We start from the raw sequence: 16,649 nt of genomic DNA on the forward strand, positions 1-16,649 counted from the left end.
CGTGGATTATTTTAAATTAGATATCGACCAACTGCATCAAGCGCTGGTCAACGGGGAATTGACGGCTGCGGACCTCACTGCCCAAACCTTAGAGGGGATCCGCGCGATCGATCCGCAAATCGACGCCTTTTTGACTTTGAATCCTAACGCCCAAGCGCAAGCCAAAGCCGTCGATGCTGCTGGGGTCGATCGCGCAAAGCCGCTGGCGGGGATCCCAGTGGCCATCAAAGACAACATTGTGACCAAAGACTTGACCACGACAGCGGCATCTAAGATGCTGGAAAACTTCGTGCCGATTTATGACGCGACGGTGGTCGAAAAATTGGCTCAAGCCGGTGCGATCAACGTCGGCAAAGTGAACATGGATGAATTTGCCATGGGCTCTTCGACGGAAAACTCGGCGTTTAAAGTCACCAAAAACGCTTGGGACCACACCCGGGTGCCAGGCGGTTCTTCAGGCGGCTCGGCGGCAGCAGTGGCGACTGGCCAAGTGTTGGTCGCATTAGGGACTGATACTGGCGGCTCCATCCGCCAGCCGGCCGCATTCAACGGGATCGTTGGCTTTAAACCGACTTATGGTCGGGTATCGCGCTGGGGCTTGATCGCCTTTGGCTCCAGTTTGGATGCCATTGGGACTTTGAGCCGTTCGGTCAAAGATTCTGCGTATGTCATGAACGTGATCGCCGGCCATGATGAAAAAGACGCCACGACCGCAGACACTCCGGTGCCTGATTTTACCGCTAAGATCGGCCAAAGCTTGCAAGGGATGAAGATCGCCTTGCCAAAAGAATATCTTGGCGACGGGGTCGATCCGCAAGTCGCTGATCAAATCAAAGCAGCGGCTGAACAATTCAAAGCCCTTGGCGCGACGGTCGCAACCGTTAGCCTCCCGCATACCAAATATGCGGTTCCGGCGTATTATATTATCGCCAGTTCCGAAGCCAGCTCCAATTTACAACGCTTTGACGGGATCCGTTATGGCTTCCGCGCCAAAGACGTGAAGAACTTATCTGATGTGTATGTGCGCTCGCGTTCTGAAGGCTTTGGTCCAGAAGTGAAGCGGCGGATCATGTTAGGGACCTTCAGTCTCAGTGCGGGCTTTTATGATGCTTACTTCAAAAAAGCCGCGCAAGTGCGGACTTTGATCACCGATGACTTTAATCAGATCTTTGCCGATTATGACTTGATCATGGGGCCAACCACGCCAACAGTCGCCTTTAAGATCGGCGAAAAAGTGACCGATCCGTTGACGATGTATATGAACGATATTTTGACGATCCCAGTGAACTTGGCAGGCTTGCCTGCCGCATCGATCCCTGCAGGCTTTGTTGACGGGATGCCGGTGGGCTTGCAATTGATCGGTAAGCACTTCGATGAAGCGACGATCTATCAAGCCGCAGATGCCTTCGAAGCGCAAAATGATTATTTGGACCAGATCCCGGGAGGTGCGCATTAATGAATTTTGAAACCACGATCGGGCTGGAAGTCCACGTTGAATTAAAAACGCAATCCAAGATGTTTTCCCCATCACCAGTGTCTTATGGGGCTGCGCCGAATACGATGACGAATGTGATCGATTGGGGGTTCCCAGGGGTCTTGCCAAGCATCAATAAAGGCGCTTATAGCTATGGCATCATGGTCGCTTTGGCCTTACATGCCAAGATTGCTGAGTTCACGCATTTTGATCGGAAAAATTACTTCTATCCGGATAACCCCAAAGCTTATCAGATCACTCAAGCGGAACAGCCTTTAGCAACAGATGGCTGGGTCGAAATCGAAGTTGACGGCAAAAAGAAAAAAATCGGCATCGCCGAGCTGCACGTCGAAGAAGATGCCGGCAAAAACCAGCATGAAGCGGATGGCTACTCTTATGTCGATTTGAACCGGCAAGGCACACCGCTAGTCGAAATCGTCTCCAAGCCGGATATTGCCAGTCCTGAAGAAGCTTATCAATACCTGGAACAGTTGCGCCAGATCGTGCAGTTCACCGGGGCTTCTGATGTGAAGATGGAAGAAGGGTCGATGCGAGTCGATACTAATTTGTCGGTTTCGCCGATCGGCAGCGACAAGTGGGGCACCAAGACGGAAATCAAGAACCTCAACTCCTTCAATCATGTGCGCGATGGCTTGGCCTATGAGCAAAAGCGCCAACAAGCGGTGTTGCGTGCTGGCGGGTTGATCCGTCAAGAAACCCGCCGTTGGGATGTGGATAAGAAAGAGACCATTTTGATGCGGGTCAAAGAAGGCGCGGATGATTATCGCTACTTTCCAGAACCAGACTTGCCGCCGGTCCATGTCACCCAAGAATGGATCAAAGATGTGCAAGCCAGTCTTCCAGAAGCACCGGCACAACGTCGGGCGCGTTATGTCAACGAATGGGGGATCCCGGAATATGATGCCGGGGTCTTGACGCAAACCTTGGAAATGGCGAATTTCTTTGAAGCAGCCGTTGCCGCTGGCGCAGATGCCAAGCAGGCGTCTAACTGGCTAATGGGGGAAGTGTCTGGGTATTTGAATGCCGAACACTTGGAACTCAAAGATGTCGCATTGACCCCGGCGCATTTGGCCGCTATGATCAACTTGATCCAAGACGGAACGATCTCCAGCAAGATCGCTAAGAAAGTCTTCCAAGAAATCATCAAAAATGATACCGATCCCAAAGCCTGGGTCGAACAAAAAGGGTTGGTCCAATTGTCTGATCCGGCTAAGCTGACGCCGATCATCACTGAGATCTTGGACAATAACCAACAAAGTATCGATGATTTCAAAGCCGGCAAGGATCGCGCGATCGGCTTTTTAGTCGGCAACATCATGAAGCAAACGCGCGGCAAGGCGAATCCGAAGGTGGTCAACCAGATCTTGATGACCGAGATCAAGAAACGCTGAGCGTCATGTTTTTGACCAGCCTGAGCTTTGCGGCTTAGGCTTGTTCTGTGCGAAAATCAGCATCAAAAGAAAGGATGTGCATGATGACCCAACGCGCACGATTGATCTATAATCCCACGTCAGGAAACGAAGGCATGAAGCGTTACGTCGCGGATATTTTAGACGTTTTGGAGCAAGCCGGCTATGAAGCCAGTGCGTATCAAACCACTGCAACGCCTTTTTCTGCTAAAAAAGAAGCGTCGCGGGCAACGCTTGATGGTTTTGACCTGATCGTTGCCGCTGGTGGGGATGGGACGATCAACGAGGTCGTTAATGGGATCGCCCCGCATCATCATCGCCCGAAGATGGGCATCATCCCAGCCGGCACGACCAATGACTATGCGCGGGCATTGCGGATCCCCCGAGAAGACCCAGTGGCTGCGGCTAAGGTGATCTTGAACGGACAAACCTTGCGCATGGATATTGGCAAGGCCAATAATCATTACTTCATGAACATTGCGGCAGGCGGTTTATTGACTGAGCTGACATATGCCGTCCCATCTGAATTTAAATCGATCTTCGGCTATTTTGCCTATGTGATGAAAGGCGCAGAAATGCTGCCAGCTATCAAACAGTTCCCGATCCATTTGGAATATGATGATGGCGTCTATGATGGCCCGGCCAGCATGTTTTTGCTGGCGATGACGAATAGTATCGGCGGCTTTGAACAAATCGTGCCTGATTCGGCGTTAGGCGATGGCAAGTTCTCGTTGATCGTGGTGAAAACCGCCAAACTGCCAGAATATTTGGTGTTGATGGGCAAGGTCTTAAACGGCGGCCGGCATGTGGACGATCCGAATATTATCTACACCAAGACGCAAAAACTAGTTGCTACGCGAGCTGATGGTGAAGAGTTGAAGGTCAATTTGGATGGGGATTATGGCGGTTCTGCCCCGATGACATTCTTGAACCTGAAGCAGCATATTGAAATGTTCGCCAATGTGGCTGAGATCCCAGGAGAAAATCTCGGGACCGACAGTCATGCCGAAGATGGGTACATGGCAGAAGTCGAAACCATTTCCAAGCGAGATATCGATGGTGACGGCAAAATCGGCTGAGCGCCAGCTTCAGCCTAAGATGAAGACGCTCTTGGATCACACACGGTCCAAGGGCGTTTTTATGGCTTAAGCGCCGGCTTGTGTTTCAGCGAGGCATCTGGTAAGGTTAAGCGTTAGGAATCACTCAACAGGAGGAATATCGTGGCTAAAACACCGGTAGCTAAGAATCAAGAATTGACCGTCACCGTTTCGGATCTGACGTATGAAGGGATGGGGGTCGCCAAAGTGGATGGCTATCCGCTGTTTATTGAAGGCGCCTTGCCAGGAGAAGAAGTGGTCGCCCATGTGGTGAAAGCGGAAAAGAAGTTTGCCTTTGCGCGTTTGGCCAAGTTGGTCACCACGTCACCAGATCGCGTCGCCCCCAAGGCAAAAGCATACGCGCAAACAGGGATCGCGCCGCTGCAGCACTTGGCTTATCCTGCCCAGTTGCGGTTTAAGCAAAATCAAATCGTCCAACTCTATAAAAAAGCCCACTTAGACATTACGGTTTTGCCGACTTTGGGGATGGCCCAACCTTATGGGTATCGGAATAAAGCCCAAGTGCCGGTGCGCATGGTTGACGGGCAATTGACCACGGGTTTTTATAAACGCCGCAGTCATGACTTGCTGCCGCTGGAAGATTTTTATATCCAAGACCCCAAGATCGACCAGGCCATTCTTGTCGTCCGCGATTTGTTGCGGCAGTATGGGGTGAGTGCTTATGATGAACGCACCAATACCGGTGTGATCCGGCATATCATGGTGCGCCGCGGCTATTATTCTCAGCAAATGATGATCGTATTGGTCAGCACGACTTGGGCGATCCCGCATTTAGACGAGATCGTGACCGGAATTTCCAAGGCCTTGCCGGAAACTGCCAGTATCATGTTGAATTTGAATAATCGCAAGACCAACGTGATCTTGGGCAAAAAGACGCGCAACTTGTTTGGCCATGATTATTTGGAAGATCAGCTGCTTGGCAGCACTTTCCGGATCAGTCCGTTGAGTTTTTATCAAGTCAACCCGCAACAAACTGAAGTCTTGTATCAACAAGCCATTGAGCGCGCTGAATTGACCGGTAAAGAAGTGGTGATCGATGCTTATTCTGGGATCGGCACGATTTCGCTGACCATGGCCAAACATGCCAAGGAAGTGCATGGCGTGGAAATCGTCCCTGAAGCCGTCCATGATGCCCAAGAAAACGCGCGCCTCAATGGCATCAAAAATGCCGATTTTGTCGTGGGTCAAGCCGAAACCGTCATGGAACAATGGGCGGCACAAGGCCGCCAAGCTGACGTGGTGATGGTCGACCCGCCGCGTAAAGGCTTGGCGCCAGAATTCGTGGCTGCAGTGGGCAAGATGCTGCCGCCGAAAGTGGTTTATGTGTCTTGTAATCCAGCCACTTTGGCCCGCGATATCAGCGCCTTGCAGGAATTTGGCTATCACGCCGTGCAAACGCAGCCGGTGGATATGTTCCCGCAAACGACCAGTATCGAGTCAGTGACCGTACTGCAACGATAGCATGGAAAAACGCTTCAACCAGTGATTTTGGGCCTGGTTGAGGCGCTTTTTTGTTGCCATAAGCGTAATTAGGCAGGATTTTTAAGAAATATGAAAAATATGCTGATCATGTGCGTGATAAACTGAATTTAGATCGTTGGGGGTTGATCAAGGGTTGCATTTTGATGAATGCTGATCAGGCGCATGCTGGTGGGTGAAAGAACTTCGAAACGGACCTACTTATGCATTAATGCACAAGAATATAGGCAGTTTGGAAGTGTTGCCACAGCAACCGGGTGTGCTAGAATTTAAGGGATTACAACATTTATTTGCAATAATTTTTCAATAACGATTGAATAATATTCTTGGAGGAAAACGTTATGATGGTGAATAAAATGATTAAATTCGGGGCGGCGCTGATTTTAACCTTAGGCGTTGCTGCCCCAGGGTTAGCCGTCATCACTCCCAGTCAATTGACGCAAGCCAGTGAGCAAACCGGCTATGTCGCCAGTGATCACCGTGATGGGACGTATACGGTCGCCTACCAAGTCAATAAATCTGGCACCACCCAGCCATCATTGTCGAATCAGTTTTTCACTGGCAAAGCCACGGTGGTCGTTAAAGACGCCGGGCAAAAAACCACGGTGACGTTGCATCTGCAAAAGTATGCCAACATGATCAAGTCCTTTAAGATCGGGGATCAAGAAGCCAAGGTGACCAACGCGACAGATGCCACTGCAGATCTCACCTTTGCAGTGGATGAACATTTTGCCCAACCCACAGTGACGGCGACGATGAATGTGTTGAATATGAATCAAAATGCCGATATCGTGTTTGCCACCGCCTTGTATGCCGCCAATGAGACCCCAGCCACACCAGCTCAACCGGCTGCGCCGACCACTCCAGCCACCACGCCGGCTCCTGCTGCCAATGCCGCAGCGGACACGCAAACCGTGGCTTACAAGGTCAATAAAGTCGGCACCACGACGCCGTCTTTGTCGAATAGCTTCTTTACCGGCCAAGCGACAGTCGATCCGAAACAAAACACGGTCACGTTACATATTCAAAAATATGCGAGCATGATCAAGTCCTTCAAGATCGGCAACCAAACTGCTAAAGTGACCAATGCGACTAACGCAACGGCAGATCTGACCTTTACGTTGAATGCTGACTTTGCTCAAGCGACGGTCACTGCGGCGATGAATGTGTTGAACATGAATCAAAAAGCCGACATCGTGTTTGCCCATGCGCTTTATCAAGCCCCAACCACCACACCAAGTGACCAGCTTGACCCTTCGACGACGCCAACAACGCCAGCAACTGGTGCTGAGCCAACCACGGTGACCAAACCAACCACGACCCAAACGCCCGCAGCAGCGCAAACCCAAACTGCAGCGGTGTATCAAGCCGATGACGGGCAGTTGACCACCCAAACATCAGCCGCCCAAGCATTTCTTGCCAAGTCAGCCACGACGGTGTTAGCCGCAAATGGCCAAACCACACAAGTGACCTTGCACACGACCGGCGCCCAGTATATCGATCAGATGAAGCTGTTAGATCAAGTCGGCCGAGTGGTCAACCACAATGGCAATGAGGCAGATATCGTGTTTGAGCTGCCTACCAGTGCGCTGAAGTATGCGTTGCCTGCCACATTTGACTTAACGATCTTAGGCGGGATGAAAATGACCCAATCGGCCTTTGTCTTGATCGGTTTGCCGATCGCTCACGCCCAACCGTATTTGATCGCGCAAGCCACTACGGGTACGGATCAAGCCACGACCAAAGACACGAGCAAGCCAACCGGCACCACGGACATCAGCAAGCAGCCTGCAGTGACCACGGATAGCACCAAAACGCCGGTAACCACGGACAGCACCAAAACGTCTGCCACCACGGACAGCACTAAAACGCCTGCCACCCCGGATGCAAACCAGGCTGCTCAAACGCCGCCAACCACTGATCCCAATCAGACCGTCCAAACGCCACCGGCAGCGAGTCATGAAGTGGCTTATACGATCAAAAAAGCCGGCAGTGACCAATTATCGTTATCCAATAGCTTCTTTACCGGCAGTGCCACTGTCACTGGTACTGGCCGCGCCCAAACCGTGACGCTGCACTTGCAAAAGTTTGCCTCGATGGTCAAGTCGTTTAGCATCGGGACCCAAGCGGCCAAGATCACAAATGCGACGGCCAATACGGCGGATCTCACGTTCACCATTGATGCGAGTTTTGCCCAACCAAAAGTCTCTGCGTCCATGAACGTTTTGAATATGACCCAAAAAGCGGACATCGTGTTTTCGCAAGCCTTATACACAAGCCTTCCAGCAACTGACACGACGCCAAGCGATCAGCCGGATCAAGGACAACCTGCACCGGCCACGGATGACACCACCGCAAAGCCTGACCAAAAGCCGGCACAGCCTGATGATACCGCGACGAAAACCGCTGACCACCAAACGTCAACCCCAGTGCCGGCGCAAGGCCAACAGGCCACCATCAAAGTCTATCAAGCCATTGCCGGCCAGCTGTCACCGCAACCATCAGCGGCCCAAGCCTTTCTTGCAGATCTTGGGCAGCTGCAAACCAACGGCGCCACGACCCAGGTGACGATTCACACGACTGGAGCGGAATTTATTGATCAAATGCGCTTATGCGGGCAGGTTGGCCAAGAACGCAACCGAAATGGCAATGAAGCTGATCTGATCTTCACCATTCCGACTAGCGCCTTGCAGTATGCGTTACCAGCGACTTTCCAGTTAACGATCCCTGGTGGGGTGCAAATGACGCAAGCGGCCTTTGTGTTGATCGATCTGGGGATCGCGAATGCGCGTCCTTATCCAGCTGCTCCTGCCGCAACGCCCAAGCAAACCGTGACGGCGGTGACCCATCATCAGGCCCAACCGGTGCTGGACGCGGCCAAAACCGTTCAGTATGTGCCTTATACCGTTTGGGACCAGTCGCAAAAGACCTTATCCACGGCGAACAATTATTTCACCCATACGGCTAAGGTGGTTAAAGTTGCCAACGGTTATGATGTGTATTTGACAGTCCAAGAAACCGCCGGCATGGTCGCCTTTAAACCGCTGACTGTGAATCACGCGGGGATCTTCGGCTACCAAAAGGTGCAAGCCAATGGGCAAGATATTTGGACTTATGCCTTTCACATTGCGCAAGCGGCAACTTTGACGCACATGCTCCCGGCCACGATCTTGATGAGTGTCCCGATTGCTGGGATCAACGGGATGACGTTTTCGATTTGGTTGGAATTCAATCATACCCAAGTCGGCGGGGCCAATTACGAACAAGCAGCCGCTGGCAGTGCGGCTTTACCTGCCACGACGATCCCGCTGGTAGCCGCCGGCAACAACTTGTCCCCAGCAGCGTCTGTTATCGGGCCGGCCAGTCAAGCCGGCGCGACTTTGCCGCATCAGCCGGCGGCTAAGCCGCAAGCAACGGTGACAAAATTACCCGCCACGCATCGCTTTGCCACTCAAGCCGCCGACCAAAAAGCCTTACCGAAAGTCAAAAGCTATCCATTTTTAGCTGAGATCGGCGGGTTTGCGGCAGTCAGCTTGGTCATCATCGGGTTGGCGATTTATAAGCGGCAACACTAAATTCCGTTAAGAAAAGGACGACCACCATGGTAAAACGACACTTATTCATCTGCTTATTTCCTGTGTTCGCATTCTTGTTGAGTCTGGCGCCGAATGTGGTCCATGCAGATACGATCAATTATCAAGCGCTAAAGTATGGGACCAATAGTGAATCGCTGGCGTCTGGCTATTATGTCAAACCGGCCACGATCACGGTCAATGGGGATCAGTATTTGGTCACCATGACGATCCACACCGGGGTTGATCTGGGCCAGTGGCCAGTCACGGTTTTGAGTATCAATGGCAGCGGTCCGGCCAATGTGACCAAGACTCAAAGCGCCAGCGGCTATGATTATAGTTATGCTTTTGAAACAAAAGACCTGAGCCAAACGATCAATAGTGCCATTGATATCAATGTGCCGCATGTGTATGTGGCCAAACACGATATCAGCTTCAAGTTTGATACCAGCCACTTGCCCGCATTGCCAACAGCCTCAGCAGCACCAGCTGCGACGGCAAAAGCACCAGCGGCAAACAGTGCTTCCAAGGCGCAAGCGCCAAGTCAAGCGGCCAGCGCCAGCAGCCAATCCGCAGCCGCAGCCGCTAGCGCCGCCAAAGCCAGCAGCCAAAAGCAGGCGCAAAAGGCCAAACAAGCGGCCAGACAAGCTAGTCGCAAAACGCAACAACAAGCTGCCCAGATCAAAGCCCTTAATCGGAAAAACCAGCAAACGCAACAAGCCATTATTTTTGGCGGGATCGTTGCCGTGATCATCTTGGGTGCCGCTGCGTTTTTCTTTGTGAAACGCAAGTAGGAGGCACAAAATGAATCGTTCACGACGGATATTAGTTGGCAGTTTGGTATTCTTTTTGATCGCGGTTTTGGCAGTAGTCGGGGTGACGAAATGGCAAGGCCAGCGCCAAGTCCAAAAACAGCCGCGCATCGTGGCCACTACCGATGCTTTGGTGGCGATCGCCGCCAAGTTGGATCTGAAGTTAGTCGGCGTGCCCAAAACCGCCAACCAGCTCCCGAAAAGATATCGACATGTGGCCAAGATCGGCAGCCCAATGGCCCCAAACATTGAAAAAATCGCTGCGCTTAAGCCAACGGATGTCTATGCGGTGAGTGTGTTAAAAGATCAGTATAGTGACGCTTTCAAAGCGCAAAAATTCCACCCAAAGTTTTTATCACTCAACACGATTGCTGACCTCAAGCACACCCTGACGACCTTGGGTCAAAAGTTTGACCGGCAAAAGCAAGCCCAACACCAAATCGCCTTGATCGATGCGGCGCAAGCCCAAGCCAAAAAACGCATTCATGGGCCTAAGACTAAAGTGTTGATCTTGATGGGGATGCCAGGTGCCGGGTATATGATCGCCACGGATCATTCTTACGTAGGGGATCTGGTCAAAAAAGCCGGTGGTGAAAATGTTTATGCCAGTGCTGCCGGCGAATATTTGTCGCCCAGCAATGAGTCGTTGGCGACTAAGCGCCCGGATGTGATCTTGCGCTTGGAACATGCGCTGCCAAACATGGTCAAGCCGCAATTTGATCAAGAGTTCAAGACTAATCCGTTGTGGGCACAAATGCCGGCGGTCAAAAATCAGCGCGTTTACGATTTGCAACAGCCTGATTTTAACGCCACCGCGACGATCCAAGCGGCAGTGGCGCTCAAGCGCGTCAGCCACTGGCTGTATGAGTAGTGAGGATGGCGAAGATGAAACAAACTGAAAGTCGCGCCTATTTTGTGGTCATCTTAGGCTTGATCATCGCAATCGGCTGGGCCTTTAGTGCTGGGGTCGATCAACACAGCTTATTGGGCACTTGGCAAACCGTGCTTCATGATCACCACAGTGTGTATTATCAAACCTTGATGACGATCCGCCTGCCGCGGATCGTGGCGGCTTTGGTCAGTGGCGCAGCGTTATCGGTTGCCGGGACGTTTTTTCAAGCCGCATTGCGCAACTCGATCGCCGATCCCAGCATCTTGGGGATCTCTGCTGGCGCCGATTTGGCCATTTTGATCGGCGGGTTTTTGTTGCCGAAAATGGTATTGACCAATCTGCTGGCGGCGGTGGTTGGCGGGGTGATCAGCTTAGGGTTGCTCATGGGGTTTCGCGGGCAAAGCAATCCTTACAAGCTGATTTTGATCGGCGTGGCGTTAAATACAATGTTTGTTGGGCTGAAGACGCTGTTCATCAAGCCGGCAACGGTGGTGGCGGGGCAAAGTTTTGCCACGATCACTTGGGCACAAACGCTGGTGTTGTTGGTCAGCGGGGTGTTAGGGTTAGTGGCCGCGCTGGTGATTGCACCTTGGGCGAATTACTTGAAGATCGGTGACCGCCAGTTGGCGACCATCGGCTTGCCGGTGCGCCAGCTGCAAGGCAGTTTGTTATTAGTAGCGGTTTATTTGACCAGTACCGTGACCGCCTATGCCGGGGTGATCCCGTTTATCGGGATCATCGTGCCGCATTTGAGCCGCTGGTGGGTCGGCCATGATTATCGTGAGCTGGTGCCATTTGCGACGCTGTTAGGGGCGTTGTTGCTGTTGGTGATCGATACGCTTGGCCGCACGCTGATCATGCCCAATGAAATCGCTGCGGCGACGCTTTTGGCGGTGATCGGCGGGCCGGCTTTGATCCTGATTTTGGCCAAGAAGGGGATCTATAATGGAAATTGAGCATCTCAGCTTTGCCTATCCAAAAACCACCACGCCACAATTAGACGATGTCTCGTTTACCTTGAAGCCTGGGCAATTGACCAGTTTGATCGGCCCTAATGGCTCGGGTAAGTCCACGCTGTTCAATGTGTTGACGCGACAATTAGTGCCGACCGCAGGCACCGTTAGTATTGATGGGCAAGCCATCGCTGACTTTTCTGCGCGCGCTTATGCGCAAAAAGTCGCCGCGGTGCAGCAGCACAATCCCTTGTATGATGATCTTTCCGTCCAAGAGTTGATCCGTTTTGGCCAAAGCGCTTATCATTTTCCCTTGAGTGAAGCTGCAGACGAAGCGGTTATCGACGAGATCATGGCGTTTTTGCAATTAACGGGGTTAAAAAAGCGGTCCATGCAAGCCTTATCTGGCGGCCAGCAGCAGCGCGTGTGGCTGGCTTTGGCTTTGGCGCAGCAGCCAGAGTATCTGTTGTTGGACGAGCCGACGACGTATTTGGATCTGCATTTTCAATTCCGCTTTTTGCAACTGTTGAAACAACTCAACCAGCAAAAACACCTCACGATCTTGATCATTTTACATGACTTGAATCAAGCCTTGGCGTTCAGCGATCACACCTTGCTGCTCGCAAATGGCAAGCTGGCGGCACAAGGCGCACCGCAAGCGGTGGTGACGCCGGCTAACCTCAAAACGTATTTTGCAATCAATTCTGAATTAGTGGCGACCAGCAGCGGTCAGCAAATCGTGCAGCTGCCAGATTAACTGGGGCATGACAGCGACATATCAGGCAAGTTTGCGGTGATCGACCCTGAACTTGCTTTTTTTGCCTGCAAGGGGAAACGGTGCAGTCCCTCTATATACAAAGAGGCAATTTAGGCCGAAAAAGTAGAGGGGTCTCAGCAAATTTTAATACAAAAAAATAAATTTTCTTACATGAAAGCCTTACACCAATGCCCAGTTCCGCACGATTAGCCTAATTTATTGTGCGTATCTGTCTAGCAAAAATCGGGCAAAATTGCCTTATTTGTATATAGACAGGCAATTGATCACTGCCTGTTGGCGACTGCGTGAGTCGCTGGTTTTTGCCCCACAAAAGCCAGCGCGGGGCACGTACACTCGCCGCCGTGTGGGCCCGCACGGTTCACCTGATGATTGTGCCGATAAGCTGCAAGCTTATTTTATCGCCTCAGTTGATCAGGTCGTTGTCTGCCGCATCGCCACAGGCACTCCCGCTGAGGCCGCGCGCCAAAATCGTGGCGGCCCACTTGCATCACCGCCGCGTCTAGTTTGTGGCGGCAGCCACATCACTAGCTAAATTCCCGCTAGCGTCAACGCACAAGCAAAATTAGCTTCTGTGCGCATGCCGCCAATCTGGGTCTTGCGCTACTGGTCTGCCCGCCTCCGCAACTAGGCCCGGCATCTGGCCGTCGTCCCTGTGCCTGTGGGTTTCACCCTTGGCGATTTGGCGCCAAGGTCTACACAGTTCAAGCGCCAAAAGACTCGCAACGTGCAGGCGTTGGGAGTCTTTGGCGTGTTCAAAAAACGGGACCAAGCCATTAACCGGGGCAGTGCATGCTTACCGGCAACGCGTTTATAGGCTAATTCAAGTCAGCCAGCCGGTAGACTTTGCCTGGGCGGCCGGGATGCTTGCGGGTTTCTTCGCCGGTGGCGATCAACAAGCGGTGGTGTTCCCGCAAGAAGTTGGAGTTATCGATTTGAGCCAAGGTGACATGGCGAAACAGCGCGAAAATCGTGCGGGCTTGCCGCAAGGTGAAATCCCGGCCTAAGGTCAATAAAATGCTGGGTTGATAGTCGAGTTTATTGGCGATACGGCTGCAAGCCACGGTCACGATCCAGTTATGATCATAGGCTAACGTCGTGGCCGGATCGCGTTGGACCAGGTATTCACTGGCCGCTAACGTTTGAAATTTGGCCCCAAAACCGGTGAGGGCAAATTGCCAATCATTTTCACTGGTCAGCGCAAACCACTTGGCGTCGGTGGTGCCCGGTCCGGCATGTAATTCCGGGCGCCGCGGCAAAAATATCATGTAGGCCAAAGACAATGCCCGCTCGCCAGGAGCACGGTCGGGTTCAGTGAAGGTGGCCAGCTGTTCGGAGTGCGAACTGGCTAAGGCTAAACCGATTTTTTCCCGGACCAAGCGCAAGGCTGCGGCATGCGCACTTTCTTGGACGCGCATCGCGGTTTCTGGTAAGGCCCAAAACCCTTGATAAGGGGCGTCTGCGCGGCGCACCAAGAGCAAGTTGACTTGTTGGGCAGCGTGATCGAAGCTCCAGATCAAATTAGTGATCGTGATCATAGGATGTTCAAGTCGATTAACAGTCATAATAGCCTCCTCAAGTCAGTGTACCATGCCAAATTGCGTTGCGGCGAAAAGTTTTGACCGTGTCTTGACTATCTGCTGTTCTCAGCGTAAAGTCTTAAAAAGTAATCAAAAAGAGTGATAACCAGTACTTAAATAACCTTGAACTATCTTTTGATTATAAAATAAATAATTTTGCGGAGGCTTATTCATGCAAATGACGCCTTTATTATCAGGCGCTGGGATCACCGCCGTCACCTGGTGCCGGGCCAGCCCGTTGTGTCATCGCGATATCGATACCATCATTCGGTTAAAACGCACCTATTCAGCGGTGTTGGTTTTTTTGCTGCCGCTGGCAGGGGGGCGCTTGACGCCAGCGACGCAAGTGAAACTGTTTCGTTCGACCTTTGGCGACCAGTCCGGCGTGCTGGGAGTCCCAATGCAAGGCGCCGCCGCGACTGTTGCGCAGATTCGTGAAGGCGTATTGGCGCAGCTGGGCCAATATTTTACCCAAGCCCCGACCAGCCTGAGCTTCACGCCAGGACCTTGGCCGGCCGACACGGACTTGGATGCCGCTGCTAAAACCTTGTTAGCACAGGCCCAAAAGCGCTTTGGGTCAACGAATTGCCAACTTGATCGTTCAGTGATCATGGCCCATGATCAGGTGCGGCAGCAAATCGAGGCCCAACCGTTGGCCAATTGGGCCCAGATCGCCCCGCAGTTTCGCCGGCATTATAAAGTGAATGTTGCGCTAGTGGGTGGGGCGAGCACCGGCAAGACGCAACTGGCCCAAGACTTAAGCAATTATTACGCCGTACCGGTCAGCGACGAGTATGCAAGAGCTTATCAACCGGCGCGCAACGTGATGGACACAGAATTAGATGGGCGGGATTTCCGCGCGATTTTGGAAGGCCAATATGATCGCAATCGTGCCGTGATCGAAGACCCTTACGCACCGGGATTATTTATCGCCGATACCGAAACGATCACGTCGGCGACTTATTTGAAACTGATGCTGGCGGCTGAATATACGCGCCTCAAGCCGCTGATCGCAGACTTAGTGGCACGCAGTCAATGGACATTGTTGTTGGTGTTGCCGCCGCAAGCACCATTTGTTGAAGATGGGTATCGCGGTGCGGCGATGGGGGAGGCAAATTGGCGCCAGACGTATTATGACACGCTGCAAGCGCTGCTGCATCAGTATTATGCGCCGGCGCAAATCGTCACGTTAGATGCATTGCCCAACGCGGCTCATCATGATCTTGATGGGTATTATGCCCGGTTCAATCAAGCGGTTCGGTATATCGATGCCGCAATGGCCACGGGAGGGAAGACATGTTAAAAATCATGGGTAAGCGGATCTTCGACGAATTGTGGTCAGGGTGGACGCGCAATGAAGCGATTTTTTTGGCCGGGCTGCTTGCGGTGCAGCTCATCGTGCTGGCCGGTCAGTTCATGGCTGATCCAACACAGCTCAGCGATGGCTGGGTCTGGTTGAGCAGTACCGGTGGGGTATGCGGCGTGATCTGCGCCGTGGAAGTGGCCAAAGGCAAATTAAGCAGTTATTTTTGGGGGACGCTGCAAGTCGTGAGTTACTTGTCTTTGAGCATCCATCATGTGCTGTATGGCGAGGTGTTGCTCAATGGCTTTTTCTTGACGACGCAAGGGATCGGGTTCGTCGCTTGGCAGCGCCACATGGATGCTGATGCCAGCACGCCGTTGGTGTTTGCGCGGCGATTGCGCTGGTGGCAATGGGCGATAGTGCCGGTGGCAGTGCTGGTGATTTGGTTGAGTTTAGGCGGGGCCTTGCAATTAGTGGGCAGTCATCAGCCTTTCATGGACAGCTTAACGACAACGTTTTCGTTGAGTGCCAACTTGTTGTTTGTTTGCCGGATGTCTGAGCAATGGCTCTTTTGGATCATTGTCGATGTGCTTGAAGTGATCTTATGGGTCCGCGCCGGTGATCCTGGTCAAATCGCATTGTGGAGCTGCCGGCTGGTCAATGCCGTGTATGGCTATTTGAATTGGCGGCAGCTGGCTAAGGGGCATGCCCAAAAGGCGGTGGCCGCATGAAGATCTTGTTGATCGATGGCTACACGCCGCATCCGGAAGCCAAAGGCCAATTGACCCACGCTTTAGTCGCCACCAGCCAGCAGGTGTTAGGTGCGCGCCATCAGTTGAAAACCACTACCATGACCGGCTATGACGTGGCCCAAGAAACCGAAAAATGGCAGTGGGCAGAGCTGATCATCTTGCACTTTCCGGTTTATTGGTACGCCTTGCCTTGGGGGTTGAAACGCTATCTTGATGACGTCTTAGCGCGTGATCGGTTTTATGCCACCGATGCGCTGGGGCGATCGACGCCTTTGATGACCCACAAGCACTTTACTTATGTCACCACCTTGGCGGCCACGCAACAAGACTTGGCATGGGGGCCAGGAATCGCGCAGCTGTTAAGTCCGTTGAATGCCAGCTTGGCGTTTTGCGGGGTGACCCCAGCGCCGCAAGTGGCCGCCCATATCATCTATGATGTCTACCGCACGCAACCTGACTTGTCGCAATGGGGCGCAACGCTGACCCCGCTACTATAAAAAAGGAGTCAC

General features: G+C 52.5%; 13 protein-coding genes. 12 read left to right on the forward strand and 1 reads right to left on the reverse strand.

The features are described 5' to 3' along the window. Position 1: 1 nt before the first annotated feature. From gatA to EKM91_RS04125, 9 genes are all read left to right on the forward strand, one after another. On the forward strand, positions 2 to 1,456 hold the full coding sequence (gene gatA, locus EKM91_RS04085) for an Asp-tRNA(Asn)/Glu-tRNA(Gln) amidotransferase subunit GatA (protein ID WP_125750154.1): 1,455 nt from the start codon (positions 2 to 4) through the stop codon (positions 1,454 to 1,456). Next, a complete protein-coding gene (gatB, locus tag EKM91_RS04090) occupies positions 1,456 to 2,886 on the forward strand; it encodes an Asp-tRNA(Asn)/Glu-tRNA(Gln) amidotransferase subunit GatB (protein WP_125750157.1) in 1,431 nt (476 codons plus the stop codon). The genes gatA and gatB overlap by 1 nt, the downstream gene beginning before the upstream one ends. An 83-nt stretch (positions 2,887 to 2,969) precedes the next feature. Then, positions 2,970 to 3,983, forward strand: a complete 1,014-nt coding sequence (locus EKM91_RS04095) for a diacylglycerol kinase (RefSeq protein WP_125750428.1) — start codon at positions 2,970 to 2,972, stop codon at positions 3,981 to 3,983. A gap of 141 nt (positions 3,984 to 4,124) precedes the next feature. Continuing rightward, positions 4,125 to 5,483, forward strand: a complete 1,359-nt coding sequence (rlmD, locus tag EKM91_RS04100) for a 23S rRNA (uracil(1939)-C(5))-methyltransferase RlmD (protein WP_125750160.1) — start codon at positions 4,125 to 4,127, stop codon at positions 5,481 to 5,483. Positions 5,484 to 5,842: 359 nt separating this feature from the next. Next, the gene (locus tag EKM91_RS04105; protein WP_125750163.1) at positions 5,843 to 9,076 is read left to right on the forward strand and encodes an NEAT domain-containing protein; all 3,234 of its coding nucleotides are present in this window, start codon (positions 5,843 to 5,845) and stop codon (positions 9,074 to 9,076) included. Between the two features lie 26 nt (positions 9,077 to 9,102). After that, positions 9,103 to 9,867, forward strand: coding sequence for an NEAT domain-containing protein (locus EKM91_RS04110; RefSeq protein ID WP_125750167.1), 765 nt, complete (start codon positions 9,103 to 9,105; stop codon positions 9,865 to 9,867). 10 nt (positions 9,868 to 9,877) lie between these two features. Further along, positions 9,878 to 10,756: a heme ABC transporter substrate-binding protein IsdE gene (isdE, locus tag EKM91_RS04115; RefSeq protein ID WP_125750170.1), complete on the forward strand. Its 879-nt coding sequence runs from the start codon at positions 9,878 to 9,880 to the stop codon at positions 10,754 to 10,756. A gap of 14 nt (positions 10,757 to 10,770) precedes the next feature. Continuing rightward, positions 10,771 to 11,733 carry an iron ABC transporter permease gene (locus EKM91_RS04120; protein ID WP_125750173.1) on the forward strand — a complete coding sequence of 321 codons (963 nt, stop codon included), beginning with the start codon at positions 10,771 to 10,773 and terminating at the stop codon, positions 11,731 to 11,733. Continuing rightward, a complete protein-coding gene (locus EKM91_RS04125; protein WP_125750176.1) occupies positions 11,723 to 12,487 on the forward strand; it encodes an ABC transporter ATP-binding protein in 765 nt (254 codons plus the stop codon). The genes EKM91_RS04120 and EKM91_RS04125 overlap by 11 nt, the downstream gene beginning before the upstream one ends. 836 nt (positions 12,488 to 13,323) lie before the next feature. Here EKM91_RS04125 and EKM91_RS04130 read toward each other — a convergent pair. Then, positions 13,324 to 14,070, reverse strand: a complete 747-nt coding sequence (locus EKM91_RS04130) for an NUDIX domain-containing protein (RefSeq protein WP_125750179.1) — start codon at positions 14,068 to 14,070, stop codon at positions 13,324 to 13,326. A gap of 187 nt (positions 14,071 to 14,257) precedes the next feature. Here EKM91_RS04130 and EKM91_RS04135 point away from each other — a divergent pair, with 187 nt between their 5' ends. Genes EKM91_RS04135 through EKM91_RS04145 form a run of 3 tightly spaced genes read left to right on the forward strand, consistent with a single transcriptional unit; the run spans position 14,258 to position 16,637 of the window. Beyond that, entirely contained in the window at positions 14,258 to 15,388 is a 1,131-nt protein-coding gene (locus EKM91_RS04135; protein WP_125750182.1) for an AAA family ATPase, read from the forward strand. After that, positions 15,382 to 16,119 (forward strand): nicotinamide riboside transporter PnuC, encoded by a 738-nt coding sequence (gene pnuC / locus EKM91_RS04140; protein WP_125750185.1) that lies wholly within the window; start codon positions 15,382 to 15,384, stop codon positions 16,117 to 16,119. The genes EKM91_RS04135 and pnuC overlap by 7 nt, the downstream gene beginning before the upstream one ends. Continuing rightward, on the forward strand, positions 16,116 to 16,637 hold the full coding sequence (locus EKM91_RS04145) for an NAD(P)H-dependent oxidoreductase (RefSeq protein ID WP_125750188.1): 522 nt from the start codon (positions 16,116 to 16,118) through the stop codon (positions 16,635 to 16,637). Before pnuC ends, EKM91_RS04145 begins: the two co-directional genes overlap by 4 nt. Positions 16,638 to 16,649 lie beyond the last annotated feature (12 nt).

It is taken from the genome of Lacticaseibacillus baoqingensis (assembly GCF_003946165.1).
Classification (GTDB): Bacteria; Bacillota; Bacilli; order Lactobacillales; family Lactobacillaceae; genus Lacticaseibacillus; species Lacticaseibacillus baoqingensis.